Origin of the sequence: Bacillus infantis (assembly GCF_008180445.1) — a bacterium.
Classification (GTDB): Bacteria; Bacillota; Bacilli; order Bacillales; family Cytobacillaceae; genus Bacillus_AB; species Bacillus_AB infantis_B.
In genome coordinates, this window is record NZ_VTER01000006.1 from 54,725 (window position 1) to 71,821 (window position 17,097).

At 44.8% G+C, this 17,097-nt stretch carries 13 protein-coding genes; 3 read left to right on the top strand and 10 right to left on the bottom strand.

Annotated features, from left to right (window positions below):
- Positions 1–231: 231 nt before the first annotated feature.
- Positions 232–918 carry a rhamnogalacturonan acetylesterase gene (locus tag FZD51_RS11555; protein WP_148974920.1) on the top strand — a complete coding sequence of 229 codons (687 nt, stop codon included), beginning with the start codon at positions 232–234 and terminating at the stop codon, positions 916–918.
- A gap of 33 nt (positions 919–951) precedes the next feature.
- Positions 952–2,715: an ABC transporter ATP-binding protein gene (locus tag FZD51_RS11560; protein WP_222928617.1), complete on the top strand. Its 1,764-nt coding sequence runs from the start codon at positions 952–954 to the stop codon at positions 2,713–2,715.
- 341 nt (positions 2,716–3,056) lie between these two features.
- On the opposite strand, the gene FZD51_RS11565 is transcribed toward FZD51_RS11560, so the two are convergent.
- Positions 3,057–3,758, bottom strand: coding sequence for an aspartate/glutamate racemase family protein (locus FZD51_RS11565; RefSeq protein ID WP_148974922.1), 702 nt, complete (start codon positions 3,756–3,758; stop codon positions 3,057–3,059).
- 109 nt (positions 3,759–3,867) lie between these two features.
- On the opposite strand from FZD51_RS11565, the gene pdxR reads away from it, so the two are divergent.
- Positions 3,868–5,268 (top strand): MocR-like pyridoxine biosynthesis transcription factor PdxR, encoded by a 1,401-nt coding sequence (gene pdxR / locus FZD51_RS11570; protein ID WP_148974923.1) that lies wholly within the window; start codon positions 3,868–3,870, stop codon positions 5,266–5,268.
- Between the two features lie 42 nt (positions 5,269–5,310).
- On the opposite strand, the gene FZD51_RS11575 is transcribed toward pdxR, so the two are convergent.
- The 9 genes from FZD51_RS11575 to FZD51_RS26940 all read right to left on the bottom strand — a co-directional run bounded on the left by FZD51_RS11575 (position 5,311) and on the right by FZD51_RS26940 (position 16,498).
- Positions 5,311–6,996 (bottom strand): methyl-accepting chemotaxis protein, encoded by a 1,686-nt coding sequence (locus FZD51_RS11575; RefSeq protein ID WP_148974924.1) that lies wholly within the window; start codon positions 6,994–6,996, stop codon positions 5,311–5,313.
- Positions 6,997–7,412: 416 nt separating this feature from the next.
- Positions 7,413–8,216 carry a zinc-dependent metalloprotease gene (locus FZD51_RS11580; protein ID WP_148974925.1) on the bottom strand — a complete coding sequence of 268 codons (804 nt, stop codon included), beginning with the start codon at positions 8,214–8,216 and terminating at the stop codon, positions 7,413–7,415.
- Between the two features lie 641 nt (positions 8,217–8,857).
- Positions 8,858–10,300: a YcdB/YcdC domain-containing protein gene (locus FZD51_RS11590; protein WP_148974926.1), complete on the bottom strand. Its 1,443-nt coding sequence runs from the start codon at positions 10,298–10,300 to the stop codon at positions 8,858–8,860.
- A 121-nt stretch (positions 10,301–10,421) separates the two neighbouring features.
- Positions 10,422–10,883, bottom strand: a complete 462-nt coding sequence (locus tag FZD51_RS11595; protein WP_262380890.1) for a FixH family protein — start codon at positions 10,881–10,883, stop codon at positions 10,422–10,424.
- Positions 10,884–10,895: 12 nt separating this feature from the next.
- Positions 10,896–12,230, bottom strand: coding sequence for a PepSY-associated TM helix domain-containing protein (locus FZD51_RS11600; RefSeq protein ID WP_262380891.1), 1,335 nt, complete (start codon positions 12,228–12,230; stop codon positions 10,896–10,898).
- 184 nt (positions 12,231–12,414) lie between these two features.
- Positions 12,415–13,617 carry a YecA family protein gene (locus FZD51_RS11605; RefSeq protein WP_148974928.1) on the bottom strand — a complete coding sequence of 401 codons (1,203 nt, stop codon included), beginning with the start codon at positions 13,615–13,617 and terminating at the stop codon, positions 12,415–12,417.
- Positions 13,618–14,433: 816 nt separating this feature from the next.
- Positions 14,434–14,835, bottom strand: a complete 402-nt coding sequence (locus FZD51_RS26155) for a transposase (protein ID WP_187445723.1) — start codon at positions 14,833–14,835, stop codon at positions 14,434–14,436.
- Between the two features lie 119 nt (positions 14,836–14,954).
- Positions 14,955–16,229, bottom strand: coding sequence for a transposase (locus FZD51_RS11615; RefSeq protein WP_148974930.1), 1,275 nt, complete (start codon positions 16,227–16,229; stop codon positions 14,955–14,957).
- A 2-nt stretch (positions 16,230–16,231) separates the two neighbouring features.
- Complete coding sequence (locus tag FZD51_RS26940) at positions 16,232–16,498, bottom strand: transposase (protein WP_478209720.1); 267 nt, start codon at positions 16,496–16,498, stop codon at positions 16,232–16,234.
- Positions 16,499–17,097 lie beyond the last annotated feature (599 nt).

Consider the following 17,097-nt stretch of genomic DNA (forward strand, 5'->3'; position numbering starts at 1 on the left):
ATCAAACGAAATGATTAGATGCCTGCTTCAATTTGTTTGACTTTCTGATAGCCGGTTTTATATAATGTGAGCGTTAACATAAATATGCAGAAATTTCTAACTTGTCCGTCATTAAATAGATAATAGCATAATATGATCTATTAATATAGTGGCTTTTTCAACTTCCCTTAAAGATGTTAACGTTAACATAACGGCGGACAGATAAATTTACCTGAAAGAGAGTGCACAATTATGGACCCAAAAACCACCATTTTTATCGCCGGCGACTCAACTGCCGCTGTCAAATTGCCTGAGAAGCGGCCGGAAACGGGCTGGGGAGAAGCATTTGTACAATACCTCAATCGTCATGCTGTGCTAGATAACCGGGCCATCAATGGCAGAAGCACAAAATCGTTTATCAAACAGGGACACCTGACTTCTATTGAGAGCAGCATCATCCCTGGCGATTACCTGATCATCCAGTTTGGGCATAACGACCAGAAAACAGAGGATCCTGAGCGCGGAACTCATCCCTATGGCGACTATCAGGAATACCTTCTGGAGTATGTGGAAACTGCCAGAAGGAATCAAGCTCATCCTGTGCTGTTCACCCCCGTCACAAGGAGAAAGTATGACGGCGGCGATACCATTGATGAGCTGTCAGTCGGGGATTTCCCTGAAGCCATGAAGCAGTTTGCCGAAAAAAATCAGGTGCCGCTCCTGGACATCCACAAAGCCACACGTGATTTTTTTAATAGCATGGGACATAAGGAATCAGCTTCTTACTTCCTGCATCTGGCTCCCGGTGAATCCCCAAATTATCCGGAGGGCCTTGAAGATAACACCCATTTTAATAAAAAAGGCGCAGAGGCAGTGGCGCATTTAATTGCTAAAGAGATCAAAAAAAGCAATTTGCCATTAAAAAACCTGCTGAGATAGCAGCTTTTGCCGGGCATGAAGGAGAGGAATGCTTTGGAGGACTCATTTATACAAAATATTTATAAACAAAATCAGCAGAATTCACTGAAAGTGCTGATTGGTCTGTATAAAGGCCATGCGTTAAAGCTGTTTTATTCTGCCGTCCTATTCACAATCAAGCATATCCCTGCCTGGGTCATGCCCATCGCCATTGCCAATGTCATCAATGCAGCCACCAATCACGGGGGAAACGGCATCCGCACCATCTATATCAATGCCATCGTGATGATCGTCCTTGTGCTGCAGAATATCCTATCAAACTATTATCATACAAAGCTGCACAGCTATGCGATCCGCAGCGTTGAATCCGGCCTGCGGGCTTCGCTCATCAAAAAACTGCAGGAACTCTCCATCCCCTACCAGAAGGAAATGCAGTCAGGCCGGCTGCAGTCGAAAATCATGCGGGACGTTGAAGCGGTCCAAACTCTTTCCTCCCAGGTTTTTGTGAGCCTGCTGAATATATTTATCAATCTAATTGCAGCTCTTGCCATCACGCTCTACAACAGCCCTGTTGTCTTCCTGTTTTTTATCCTTACCGTTCCAATTTCCGCACTTATCATTGTTATTTTCAGGAAAAAAATAAAAAACTCGAATTCAGAATTCAGGCAGGAAATGGAAGAAACCTCTGCCCGGGTCATTGAAATGATTGAGCTTGTCCCGATTGCAAGGGCGCATGCCCTGGAGAAGCAGGAGGTCAAACGCCTTAACCACCGCTTTCAGCAGATTCTTTTAAAAGGCTTTCACCTGGATATCATCCAATCCTTATTCGGTTCAGTCAACTGGGCTAGCTTTCAGATTTTCCAGATCATCTGCCTGGTGTTCACCGGCATCCTTGCCTATCGCGGCTCTATCACACCAGGTGAGGTCGTTATGTACCAGACCTATTTTACAACTGTGGTTAACTCGGTTTCCGGCATGATTACCTTGATCCCGACGATTGCTAAGGGGCTTGAGTCAGTCAAATCCATCGGCGAAATATTGACTGCAGGAGAGGTCGAAAACTATGAAAATAAACCAAAGCTAAAGAAGGTGCACGGCAGCTTTTCCATCCAGTCTGTGAGCTTCAGGTACCCAGGCACCTATGAAAATACCTTGCAGGACATCACGATTGAAGTCAAACAGGGTGAAACCATTGCCTTTGTAGGGGAATCCGGTTCCGGCAAATCAACGATTCTCAATCTGCTGATTGGCTTTATTCAGCCGAGCGAAGGAAAAATCCTTCTGGACGGTCATGATCTGGCAGAGATTGATCTAAGGTCGTTCCGCAATCATCTCGCGGTTGTCCCGCAATCAACGATTCTTTTTTCAGGGACCATCAGGCAAAATGTGACTTACGGCAAGCTGTCTGTCACAGAAGATGAGCTGAAAAGAGTACTGAAAGCCGCAAATCTGTGGGAGGTAGTTAAAAAACTCCCGGACGGGTTGGAAACGCGTATAGGTGAACACGGAGATAAACTCTCCGGCGGGCAGCGCCAGAGAATTTCAATCGCCAGAGCATTGATCCGGGATCCGGAGGTCATCATCCTTGATGAAGCAACCTCTGCTCTTGACAGCCACTCTGAGAGAAAAATCCAGGAAGCTTTGGACACCTTGACCAGGGGCCGCACTACTTTCATCGTGGCTCACCGCTTCTCTACCATCCGCAATGCCGACAAAATCGCTGTTATCCAGGATGGAAGATGTGTAGAATTTGGAACCTATGAGGAGCTGATGCATCAGCAAGGGAGCTTTTATGAGTTGAAGCAGCTGCAGATGTAAAATTTTTTATGGGAATAATGCTCTTAATACATGAAATGCTTTTTTGGTGATAGTCATGCATCAATTGGCTCTCTTTCTATACATGAGTAGCTTCTTTTGATGGCGGTCATGCATTGATTGAGCCCTTTTCTATACATGAGTGGCTTCTCTTGAGGGCAGTCATGCATCGATTCAGCCTCTTTCTATGCATGAGTGGCTTCTTTTAATGGCCGTCATGCATCGATTGGGCTTCTTTCTATACATGAGCGGCTTCTCTTAAGAGCCGTCATGCATCGATTGGGCCCTTATCTATACATGAGCAACTCTTTTTGTATGCCATCATGCACTGACTGGCTCTCTTACTATCTATCAGAGTGACTCAGTGCAAATCTTACTGCCTTTGATGCATGTATAAAAGTTGTGTCGAATAAAGGCAGCCGGCAGTCTTCCTGGCTGATCAACAGAGGAATCTCCGTGCATCCGAGTATGATTCCCTGGGCGCCTTTCTTTTCCAGCCGGTGAATGATATCGAGATAAGCAGTTTTTGACTCCCCCTTAAATTCACCCCTGCATAATTCCTCAAAGATCACCTCATGAACCAGTTCCCGATCACCTTCTTCCGGAACCAGAACCTCAATGCCGTTAGCCTCAAGGATTTTTTTATAAAAAGGCTGTTCCATTGTGAACCTGGTGCCAAGCAAACCGACAGAATCAATGCCCTGCTTCTTAATCTCCTCCACTGCGCATTCTACAATATGTATAACTGGGATTTTACAGGCTTTTTGCAGATCTTCTGCCATCAGATGCATGGTATTGGTGCAAATAACGATGCAGTCTGCTCCTCCCGCTTCAAGGAACTTAGCTGCTTCAATCATTTTTTCAGTTGCTTTTTCCCAGTCCCCGCTTCTTTGCAGGGCAGCAATTTCTTCAAAATCAAAAGAATACAGCAGGCATCGGGCTGAATGGAGTCCTCCCAATTCTTCCTGCACAAGGCGGTTAATATATGAGTAATATACGCTTGTCGATTCCCAGCTCATTCCTCCGATTAATCCGATTGTTTTCATGTGATCACCCTCCTAATGTTATTGTAAAGATAGCATGATATACTGGATGGAAAAAGAGCCACAATACAACTGCTTTTATAGTACCAGTTGGAGGATTGGAGAGATGTTCATGTGGTTTCAAATTGATCGGGAGGGCACAAAAACATTGACTCAGCAGATTTATGAGAAGCTGAGAACGTATATTTTAAATGGAGAATTGGAGGAAGGGGAAAAGGTTCCTTCGACACGCGAGCTGGCAGCCTCTTTGCATGTCTCCCGTAATATCACACTTGAAGTCTACGATCAGCTGGCATCAGAAGGGTACCTGGAAGTCCGGCCGAAGTCAGGGACATACATAGCTGCAGGTGCAGCCTTTCTGCCATCAGAAACGGGCCGTCCTCGGGAAGAAAAGGAAAAGCTGCCCGATTCAATAGATGACATCATAGACTTCAAAGCTTCCACCCCGGCCATGGATCATTTTCCCAGAAAAGTATGGGGCAGGCTGGCAAAGGAAGTATGCTCTGATGCTGCTGAACAGGCATTTGGATATCATGATTCTTCAGGCATGCCGGAGCTTAGGGAGGAATTGACCAGATACCTGTTTCATACACGCGGTGTAAATTGCACAGCAGAACAAATTGTCATTACCAGCGGTGCCACACAGGCGCTTTCGCTTATAACAGGACTGCTTGTCAAAAATAAGCAATCGATAGCCGTTGAAGATCCTGTTACGGACGAAATGAGGAATATTTTCACCTACCATGGAGCAGATTTGGTGCCAATCCCTGTGGATGAAAAAGGACTTAAGCCCGAACATCTTCCTGTGGATAAGCCCCCAGGCTTTATCTTTACCCTTCCTTCACATCAATTTCCGCTGGGCAGTACATTGACCATCCAAAGAAGGATTAGGCTGATCGAGTATGCGAGGAAACATAGTACTTATATAGTTGAAGATGACTATGACAGCGAGTTCACTTATGAAGGTTCTCAGGTCCACAGCATTCAGGGATTGGATCCTGAGAGGGTTATTTATGTCGGGACCTTCAGCAAGATTCTTTCTCCTGGTCTTAGAATTGGCTATGCTGTCCTGCCCGCTGATTTACTGGCGGATTTCAAAAAGCTTAAATGGTATTCCGACCGACATCATTCAGGAATCGAACAACTGATTATGGCCCGTTTTTTGAAAGACGGCCACTTCGACAAGCATATCAGGACGATGAAGAGAATCTACAAGCAGCGTCGGCAGGCTTTGGTGGACAGCTTGAAAAACCATTTTCCTGACTGCAGAATCTGGGGTCATGCGGCAGGGATGCACCTGGTTGCTGAGTTCCCCTCCATTGTTTTTGACGAAAAGCTGCTGGACTGGATCTTCAGCCATTCTGTCCGGGTATACCCGGTGGAGGATTACAGCATCGTGAAAGGCAATCATAGAAATAAAATTGTGCTCGGGTACGGCAGCTTGACGCCTGACAGGATAGAAGAAGGGACAGCGAGGCTTGAGAAAGCGATCAGGAGCTTCCCTGAAAAGTAAAAAAAAGGGAGAACAAACGATAAAGTCTGCTTTCCCTTTTTGTTATGATTTAAATCGTGAGATCATTTCCTGCAATTCCTCTGCTAATCGGGCAAGGGACTGTGTTGCATTTGATACATCTTCTGAAGAAGCAAGCTGCTCCTGACTGGCTGCTGCTGCTGTTTCAGAGCTTTCCAGTGTCTGCTGGGAGCCGGCGGCGATTCCTTCAATGGTTTCGTGGACTCCCCCAAATTCGTCTGTCAGATATCTGGTTGCTATTGCCGCCTCTTGAATTTGGGAGGTTACCTGCTCAATCTGTACCAGTATCCTGGCAAAGTTAGAAACGGTTTCTTCCGAGAGGGTGATGCCTGCAGAGACATTTTCTTTTACCACACGGATGTCCTGAACTGTTTCGCTTGACTCCTCTTGAATCGTTGCTACCAGCTTGTGAATCTGCGCGGCTGAAGAATTAGTTTCATCTGCCAGCTTTCTCACTTCTTCAGCAACCACAGCAAATCCTTTTCCTTGCTCTCCAGCTCTTGCCGCTTCGATGGCTGCATTCAGGGCCAAAAGGTTAGTCTGTCCCGAAATATCAGCGATCAGCGAGGAAATCTTCTGTATTTCAGCTGAACTTGAAACCAGCGAAGATACACCCTCACCTGCACGCTCGACTGACTGGCTGATTGAATTCATTTGCTTTTGCATTTCCTTAACCGCAGAAGCTCCGTCTTCTGCCTGCTTTCTCATTTCTGCGGATACCTCTGCAGCTTTATCCGTATTGGCAGCTACAGATTTCAGACCGTCCAGAGAACCTGCTACAGATTTCAGGCTGCCTGATGTCATTTCGGTTTGTATATGGTTGTGATTGGAAATATTCTGCATCGTTTCTGCTATATGCCCTGACGCAGCTTTTGACTGCTCAGCACTTGCAGAGAGCTCTTCAGATGCGGCCGCCACCTGTTCAGAGGAAATGCCGATGTGCGCAATCATCCCTCTAAGCGAACCTACAAAAGCATTAAAAGATTGGGCCAGCTGTCCGAATTCATTGTTGCCCTTTACATCCACCTTTTGTGTCAAGTCGGCATCTCCTGATGCAATATTATTCAATTGCCTGTTGAGTGCTCCTAACGGAATCAGTATGGACCGAAGCAGCATGAAGCTTAAAATGCCGCCTGCCAGCGATGCAGCAACAGCCAGGACGATAAGAATCTCCTTGCTCCCCTTAGAATTTTCTTCCTTGATCTTATTGATCTGCTCGACATCTTTACTCAGCACAGAAACGAGTTCATTCACCGCCGGATCGAGCACATCCTTTCTCAGCATGCGTTCTTCTCCGAAATGTAGATCCCTTGCTGCCTCAGAATCAGTTTTATAAAGCCCAATGACCCTCTGATTAATATCCCAAAACAGGTTGAAGCTGGACTCCATTTTCTCAACTTGCTCAAGATTCTTTTTTTCAAGAGCTTTGCCCTCTGCCTGCCTGATCAGAGACTGGACATCCTCAGCCTTCTCATTCATACTTTCTGCATACTGCTTATCCCCCGTCATAATCAAAGCTCTTTCATCGTTAGAAATCCCGGCGAGGCGGTATTGGATTTTTATAATATCTTTTTGAAAATCCATTTTATCCTGAAGCAGGTCAGTTCGGTTCACCTGTGCATTGATAACATAGATTGAAAAACTTCCAAGCAGGATAATTGAACCTACCAGGATTGAAATAGTTGTGATTAATCGCGTTTTAATTTTCACTAGTTTCCTCCATATACATTATATTAAGAATAATTTCTTAATCTTAATATCGTCAATTGAACAAGGTTTGTTAGGGTGAGAAGCCAAATAAACCATAAGGATATATTTGGAAAGAAGGAGTATTATCAGTATAAAACGCGCCTAAAAAAACTATTTTAATATAATTTAATGCAACTCTTTTCTCAACCCCGTTAATACCCCTTCCTAAAGCTCTTTTTCCTTTCGGGAAGGATGCGATTCATTCTTCCGATAAAATGATGGCTATAACCAAAAGTCAGTTCAAAAACTTATAACCAGTATTCAGCAGACAAGCCTGCAAATTAAATAATTCAATATCTGCTGTCTTTTATGCAGCCTTCAAAATTTGAGTCTCCGAACTGACAAAAAGCTCCTCCATAATTGGAGGAGCAGGTCTGCTAATTCCCATACCAATATTTATTCGCTGCAATCTGTGAATTATGCTGGGAGTGCCAATAGTCGATGGAGTAAGAATAGTCATAGTTCATGATGCAGCGGATCCCGCTCCCCTGTGCGTCATGGCCGAGGCCGAAATTATGGGAGAACTCATGCTGCGCCGCCTTGGCTGTATTGGCAGTCCCCTGGTCCAGATTCACACTAATGGCACTTCCTGATGGCGCTGCCTGGTACACATAAGCGATACCTCCTGCATCAAAAGCAGCGTCTCTTGTAAAACCGGCTACGAAATCATAGCCTCTCCCATCCCAGTCCCTTTGCAGATCGCTGAGAATCTGTGAACTGTTCGATCCCTGTGAACTCCAGCTTGCGACCGCCTGAACAACAAAGTCCACGCCATGGTCCCTGTTAAAAGCATTGTCGGCGGTTTCAATAATGTTTTGGATCCGGGTCTGCCAATCGCTATAGGCGCTCCGGTACTCTTCATCTGCCACAGCAAGGACTGTCACCTTCCGTGCGCCCGTATCCTGAGGAGAGGCTTTTCCATCCTGTGTATTTTTGTCTGTCTTCATAATACCAGTCACAGTCCCCTTTTCATTAAGGATGCTGACTGATGTATCTCTTTCCACGATGGCATCTTCTTCAAGATCCTTGAAATCCGCTGCTTTCGGCAAGGAATCGCCAATATATTGTACGGCGTCTGTCGGATGCTCATGATGGTGCCCACCGGACCCGGCATAAGCACTTGAGCTGATTACAAGGGTGCTGAGCAATGATAATGATAAGACCTTCAACTGTTTTTTCATAGAAATACCTCCTTAAATTTTTATTCAAAGAAGATATTCTTCTATTTCTTCCAATTTCCTTTCATTATTGGATTGGGAAAGCTATGATGGGACAATGGAATGAATGCCTGCAGGTTTTTAGCGGAAAGAATCGGTTATAGAAAAAAAGAGAAACATAAAATAATAGTATTTTACTGATTTTGTGAAAGGTGTCATTAAAAAGTTGGGAAAACTTCTTATTTTTGAGGTTCTTTTGATCAAAAATAAATTACTTGAGAAAAAAAGGAGGACTTTATCACTGATATAAAAATAGGCCTCCTGAAGGAAGAAATTCTTCCCTCCAAAGACCTCTTCCTTAAAAATGCCGTCCCCCCGGCATCACCAGTAAGAACAGTCCCATTCACATAGCTGGAATCTCTGACCAGGAACAGGGCAATTTTAGCGATATCCTCTGGCTTGCCTAGACGCGGATTGACAGCAAGTCCAGGCTGAATCCGATCCATTCCGAATGAATTGATATTGATCATAGAGCTGCTGATATTGATTTCAACGCACCCGGTGCAATTGCATTGCAGCGGATGCTGTGTCTCTATTTTAAAAATCCGGTCTAATATGGCTTTAACAGTTTTGTTTTTTGATGCCGAAGAAAATATAACTTTGCCTTAATCCAGAAACAATGCATCGCCGACATCCACATACATTGCTTTCCCTGTAACAGCATCTATTGAACGGATATGGCCCACTGTTTCTGGGAATGAAGGCGTGTAAGAGAGGGAATAGACAGATTTCCCGGTTTCATCATAATCCCTCGTGAACATCTTCTCCATCTTGACAAATTTCCGGTATATATCTTTTGCTTCCTGAAGGCTGATGGCCGGTTCGGCCGGCAAATGCCTATATAGCTCATCAGGCAGAATATCAAGATGAAAATGAGTGACTTTCCCGGAGTACTTCCCAATTTCTATTACCGTCGCATGCTGCCCTGTTCTAATTCCCTTGTAATACAGGTGAAAATAAAAGGTGTAAGCAGGCTCCTGTTCAAGAACATCCTTATCCCGTCCATCCAGGTCTGTTTCTTCTCTCTCTTCTTCAAGGTTCTCCGGCTCATCCCCTTCCTCGTCTATGTTAACCTCCAGCCGGAATCTTTCATGGGCATCAGGATACAGCTTGAACATAAGCTCAACTGCCTTTTTCCTGGCAGCTTCCTGCGCGATTTCTTCCCCGCCGCCGGTATGCAGCTCCCCGCTCACAGCACTCAGTAGCATACCAGACTTTTGTTCAAAGGATAGCTTCAGAACATGGTGATCTGCCTCTTCCATTTCAAAAGAAAACGACCCGGCATCTTCCTTAGTCCAAACCTCGACCCTCTTGCCTTCGTTCTCCCTTGTTTCCATGAGCTTGTAATCCTGGTTAATCCCGAACAAGTCATAAATGGTTTCATTACTGTGCTCATCACTAGAGATTGCCATATCAGCAGCAGGCTCCGCCCAGATGCCATTATAGTCAGATCCATCAATCGGGAGATCCGTGAACGGCTCAATAATCTCATAGGCAAGATGGTATAGATGATCACCATTCTTAAAAACCTCTTTGTCAAAATGCTCAATACAAAGCTCAAATTTTACTCCCTGGAGATATTTCTCCAATGCCTCTTTCTTGGAAACGGCTTCTTTTGAGTACTTGACTTCATACTCCTCCCCGCTGCAGTGAAAACGCATCACCTGGCCGGCAGTCGAAACGGAAACAGTAAAACCTGTACTATGTAAAAATAACCCGTACATTTCATCTCTTTTTTCATAAACAGCCCAATAAGGATTCCCCAGATCAAGGACTGCAGAAAGCTCAAACTCCTTCTGATCCGGATAAATGGCTCTGATGAACCCTTCTGCAATATCCGCAATCTCTTCTTTGGAAAGATTCCCTGCACGAGGTTCCTCCTCTATTTCAAAATGGATAAGCCTGCCGTTTTCACTCAGTGAATAGCTCCCTATTATTTTGGAAGTCGCTGAATCCAGAAGATCATAAATCTGTTCCTCATTTTCCGCCAACCTATTGATTATCCCCGGCGGAAGAAATACCAGCAGTTTTTCCCATACTTCACTCATCCTTAACCCACCTTTCATCCTATTTATTTACAAATATCATACCATCTATTAACCTTTAAAAATGTGGCAGAATAGGAAAAAGACCCATTGAACCTGTCAATAGATCTTTTCCCCTCTCTTCTTAATGATGTCCCTCATGGCTGCCTGAAGGCGCCTCTCCTTCCTTCATCAGCTCCTCCAGCTCGGCTTCTGTAAGCTCCCCGACCACAAACTGCTTTTGCGGCATGATGAGCGAGCCGGCCCTGCTGGCATGTACTTTAATTATATAGACACCATCCTGTTCAAACTTTTTGGCAAGCTGATAAACACCTTCTCCTTCATCATCGGCTTCTTCCATTGGATAATGAACGCTGCCGTCCCGCTTCCAGATTTCAAAATGGACATAATCTGCACCTGCCGCTTTTTCTCCGTTTTGCGTAAGCACTGCCCGGATTGGCACATCTTCACCTGCAGCAAATGAGTCAGGCAGGATGATTTCTGCCTGAAGCGGCCACTCTTTTTTATATAAGTCCTCTGTATTTTCAGCCAGGGAGCAGCCGCCAAGCAATACTCCCAATATGATTAAAAATAATATCTTCTTCACATTAAGGCTCCCTTATGCATTCATGAATTTTTTGACAGCTGGAATCCGCCTGATGATGAGCCAGTCCACAAGCCAGACCACGATGAGCGACAGGCCGACAAGCGGGAAAATGATCCCCAGTGCAATCAATATAAGCAGGAACATCTTCATTTTTAATGCTGAAGGACCTGCAGGGGCACCCATCCCTTTTTTCGGCTTCCGCTTCAGCCAGAGATAAAGTCCGCTGGCTGCGACAAGAATGATGCCCAGACAAATGAACAGGCTTATAAGCTGATTGACCAGTCCAAACTGGGTTCCTTTATGAAGGGTGATTCCCCAGGCAACCAGCTTCCCGATAAAGCCGTAATTGTCATATCGGTAATCGGCAAGCACCGCACCCGAATACTGATCCAGATGAATGGTGGCTTCATCCTGGGCCTTTGCCGGAAAAGCAGAGAGTGTAAAAACGCCTTCCTTTGTTGAAGGGAAAATGATTGTATAGCCCGGATCCATGCCTTCATACTGGGCAATCGAGACTGCATCATTGATGGAAAGCGGGATAAAGCCTTCCACTTCCGATTTCGGCACTTCAAGATTCTCGGCTGCCCAGGGTACTTCTGCAATATCCTTTGTCTTGACTAGAGACTCAGGAGCACTGCCGGTCCAGACGGAAGGCGGATACCCTTCCCCTGTGTTCGTTGCCCAATTCTGGAAGTTAACTCCCCAGAAGTCGGACCAGGGCAGCCCGGTCATAATCAGGAAAAGCATTCCTGCTGTCACCCAAAATGCAGGCACTGCGTGCAGATCTCTTCTGAAAACTCTTTTTCCCTTATTCAAACGGGGAAGCAGCACGCCTGCCAGCCCTTTTGATTTCCTCGAAAACCATAAATAAAGTCCCGTTACAATCAGGACAACCGCCCAGCAGGCAGCCAATTCGACGATACGGTCGCCAAGGGTCCCTGCCATCAATTCGCCATGAATTTCTTCAACCTTATCCATGATGCGGTCCCCATTGTTCAATGTCCCCAATGACTTTCCTGTATAAGGATCCACAAATACAGTAAGTGACTCTTCCCCATTTATGATGCTTACTTCACTGGTACGGGCGTCTCCCTCTCCAGGCCGGTATTTCGATATAAAAGCATCAGGATACAGCCTCTTAACTTCTTCAAGCTGTTCTGAAGGAAGAATGCGATCCCCCTGCGGCTGGACTTCATAATATTCCTTGTAGATCACCTGTTCAATCTGCGGCTTGAACAGGTAGACCGATCCTGTCACTGCCAGAATGATCAGGAACGGTGCAAAAATAATGCCGGCATAAAAATGCCATCTCCAAATCGTTTTATAGAGAGAGCCCTCCGGTTTCATTTTTTTCTCCATAGAGGCTATAATCCTTTCATAATCAAATTCTATAAAACAATATAATGTGAAAATGTGAGGGATGAATGAAGTTTTCGCAAAAAATATAATTAAGTTCAGCAGCACAAAAAGAGCCTGCCACTGGCTGATCAGGGCAGGCGTCTTTAATTTCATCGGTTAAGTTAGTTAACTATCATGATCTGCCGCAGCATTTTTTATACTTTTTCCCGCTTCCGCAAGGACAAGGGTCATTCCTGCCCACTTTTGCGTCGGCATTAGTGTCTTTATCGGCAGCCGGCAGCGGCTTTAACTGCTTTTTCTCCATGCTGCTCAGCTCCAGGGAGGTATAGCCTTTGAGGAACCATTCCCTTGTGCTGTTCATAAGCTCCACCACTATGTCCATCAGTGCCTGCAGTTTCTCAACACTGTCGAACTTAAACATCCCTGTCAAATATTTCATCAGATCTTCAGGTGTATCTCCCACCCTTGTAGCAAAAACACACTCTTCTGCGACCTGGTCTGCATCTTCTTTAGTGATTTCGAAGTTCTGCGCAAGGAATTGGACGAGCTGCATATAGCTTTTATTTCTTTCCACAAAACCAGGCTCACCAGCTGCCAGCAGCTGCTGTTTGGTAAAAAGATAGTATGATAGGCTCTTCCTTGCCTGATGCTCCTGGATCACCCGTTTCGCATCAAATACCCTGCGATTAGAATAGCCATCCCCATTAATCTGCAGCTCCGTGCGGAATGAGTTGGCATCACGGATTATATTAAGATATTCCCTTAGGTGTACTGGATGTTTTAGATATTTTTCCAGAAATTCAGCCAGCTGAACAATTGACAGGGTTCCATAATAATATAGAAGCCCGCCTGTAAGCCTGATCCATTCTGTGTTTTTATTGACGGCAGATCTGATATGTATACTGTTCTTTAATTCTTTTACTTTTTCAATCAGTTCGTTTGGTATAGCGAGAACTGGCTCCCCTTCAATAATACCGCTGTAAATAATCCCGGTTCCGCGGAAGTATTCGATCTGCTGCGCCTCTATATGTGGTGCCGGCATCAGTCCGCCGCTCTCGGCAATATCCAGCAGCAGCTGGAATCTTTCACTGTCCCAGTTAAGAGGAATGCTTTCAAGATTTTCAGCAATTTTCTCCTGCAGCAGGATGATCAGCTCCGCCTTTTTCAGGCTGCTCGCATTTTTAATGGCCAGATTTTTTCTTATTGTATCAAGTTCACCTTTCGTGAAACGACTCAGCCCTTCATTCAGTGTAAAAGGAACACTCAATTCACTCCAGTGCTTTTTGAACTGCTTCACTTCCTGGCTTTTCTTCAAATCTTTCAATCCGTCCAGAATTTGATTCACCTGTTTTTCAAGTACTGCATTTCCGCTCATGTATATGTACTCCTTTCTCTCTTATTCATTCACAATCAATCAATGATTTTTCATTAATGAATACATGTACATTTCCAATCTACTATTATACACATAAGAGCCTGCCGGGATAAAATGAATCAATATAGAAAATAGTCCGTCAATAATGAAGAAACCTTTGATTTGAAGGAATTTCAGGGATTATGCTGTCAAAAATTAACGCCTCCTATGGGCGGTAAGCAGGGAGCGGTCCTTCCCGCACCTGAATAAGGAAATCAGTGACAGGCTGAAAAATAAGCGGAGAAATTCCCTCTAATTTCAATAAAACTATAAAAATAGCCAAAATAGACGGAGAAATTCCGGCTATCGACTCAAAAGACAGGAATATAGGTGACTTCGCTCCTCTTTAACGGAATTTCTCCGCTTATTTACACCCACTCGTCCCATATTCAGCAGCCTAGCCGGAAAATCGAGACCGTCGATTAAGTTGTAGTTTTTTCTTCTTCTACACCTTATTTCACAGACTTTGTGAATTTTACCGGTTTTTTTCACAAACTTGCATTATTTTATTGGTTTTTCCTCTTGTAAAGGCCCTCTGTTTGTTCTCATTTCCCTAATTTGGGCAGACGGGGGCCTTAACCCGATTTTCGCATTTTTTGTAGCGGTAAAAGGGCTGAATAGATTCAGTTGCTTTTTTAACCATGATTTTCACGTTGATGACCATGGCCGTCAACTTGGACGCAATCCTTAATGATTCCCTACCTCATGTTCTTGGCTTTCTGAGCCCGTGATGGTTGGCAGCTTCATGATTCGTTCTCTCCACATCGAACCTGGCTATTAATGCTTTTTTTCCTTCATCGGTTTGATTATAGGACCTTCCTTGTTCCATGATTTCGTAGAAATCACTGATAAAGACGGTTCGCCTTTTTTATTGGTCGTACATTGGGCAAACATGGGGCATGCTTGACACGTTTCCTCTTGAAATTTGAATTGATAGCCATGGCTTTTGTTATTGCGTACTTTTTTAGAAGTCGCGTATCCAAGAGGGCATGTAACTTCATCCAATCTTTTATCAAAAACAAACCAATCGCTTTCTAACAATCCTGTCGGATTTGTACTTCTTTGTATGGGAGCACTCATTAGAATCTGCATCTTTGTTATTTTCTGGCGATTCTCTCCTGTGCCATAAGCCGTATCCCCGATAACTTGCTTCGGCAATATACTGTAGCGGCTGACCATTTCCTCCACCATGGGGACAAGACGGTCTCCATCCCATTCGTTACCCGGAATGGGTTCGGTATTCAGGATTAATCCATTCTGCCTCGACTCCAGGACCTGTATTTTATCTCCAGTAAACTTCACGGACTTCGTTTTGTGCCCGCCCCTGATTTCCGGGTCATAGGCGCTCCGGATGCGATCCGCCGGTTTTTCTTTTTTGGGTAATTCCTTGAATGTAAGTTGTGCTTGTCCAGCATCGNTATGGGAGCACTCATTAGAATCTGCATCTTTGTTATTTTCTGGCGATTCTCTCCTGTGCCATAAGCCGTATCCCCGATAACTTGCTTCGGCAATATACTGTAGCGGCTGACCATTTCCTCCACCATGGGGACAAGACGGTCTCCATCCCATTCGTTACCCGGAATGGGTTCGGTATTCAGGATTAATCCATTCTGCCTCGACTCCAGGACCTGTATTTTATCTCCAGTAAACTTCACGGACTTCGTTTTGTGCCCGCCCCTGATTTCCGGGTCATAGGCGCTCCGGATGCGATCCGCCGGTTTTTCTTTTTTGGGTAATTCCTTGAATGTAAGTTGTGCTTGTCCAGCATCGYCAGGCTCAACCGGTTTGGTGTTCTCTTKCAGGATCTGATAAAGAATTCCTTGAARTTCTAAACAGCGAAGCTGTTGTTTATCGTTCTCCCATGCCCAGAATAAAGGCTTCACCCTCTCACTTTCCAGCCAATGCAACAGGCTGTAGCCTTCCACTGCCAGGCGGCTGAATAATACCAGCCGATCCTCTTCAGGCGCCTGGTCGGAGAGCCGTTTCAGGATGCTTTTGAGGGGACAGTCCTGGGAAAGAWGGGTATAYAACTTCGGATATGTCCGTTTGATGTGATGGATGATCTGGAGGATTCCCTGTTGGATTAGACGGTAGGAGCCCACCTTCGCAATATTGGCGTAAGTATGGAAGGAATCGATAAGCCAGCGGTCATCATCCTTTCCCCATAGCCCTTTCGCCAAAGCCTGGGAAAGGATATGGTGATGACACGCATCAAAAAGCTCAGAACCCATGCGGCCCCGATCGAGACCCAAGGTGCTATGATCGAAACCATTGAAAGAAACGGGCACTCCCAAAAAACGTTTTAAATGTAGATGATAAAGAACGGCCTCTTCCATTTCACGGTCAGAGTAATTGTGATAGCGTTGCACAAAATGGATTTTTAATTTTAAGGAGGGAGCATAAGGGCGCTGTCCCTTTGTGGAATATAGGGGTGCACAGAGTTGATCGGCAAAGGAAAAGTCAACCACCTGTTCGACCCGGCTCCAGAATGGATGATCAGGAACCGAAGAGAAAACTTCATAATCTGATAAAGTTAGCTGACCAAATGTTTTATATTGAACGTGAGCCATCATGATCACTCCATACGTANTTGCACAAAATGGATTTTTAATTTTAAGGAGGGAGCATAAGGGCGCTGTCCCTTTGTGGAATATAGGGGTGCACAGAGTTGATCGGCAAAGGAAAAGTCAACCACCTGTTCGACCCGGCTCCAGAATGGATGATCAGGAACCGAAGAGAAAACTTCATAATCTGATAAAGTTAGCTGACCAAATGTTTTATATTGAACGTGAGCCATCATGATCACTCCATACGTAAGATATATCATTATTTTACCGAACATATGGAGTGAAGTGATGAGGAATTTTTAAAGTATAGAAAAGTATGTGAAAAACTAGATTTGCTTGAATTAATCGACAGTCTCGAATTTCCGGTTAAGCTGCTGAATATGGCATGGATGGGTGTAAATAAGCGGAGGAATTCCGGTTAAGAGGAACGAAGTTGCCCATTTTCCTGTTTTTTGAATCAATAGACGGAATTTCTCCGCCTATTTGAGCTATTGTTAGAGTTTTTTTGAAATTAGAGGGAATTCCTCCGCTTATCTTTCAACCTCAATGATTCTCTCATTCAGGTGCGAAAAGAGGCTGCTCTTTTATGACTGGACGGGGAAGAAACTGTTTTCTGAAAGAGTATCTTATCACATCTTATAAGGATGGCAAGATAGCAACAATCTATGCGAAAAGAGTCTACTTGTATGACCTAATTAGGAGGGTAACTACCCAATTAATTTTAGAAACCTGGTGATTGGAGTGCAAGGCACGTAGACTCCTGCGGGATTGCAGCGGCAGAGCTGAGACCCCGCAGGAGGGACGACGAGGAGGCTCAGCGCCGCCCCGCGGAAAGCGAAGTGCCTGGAACGGAAATCACCATCCCCATTTAAAA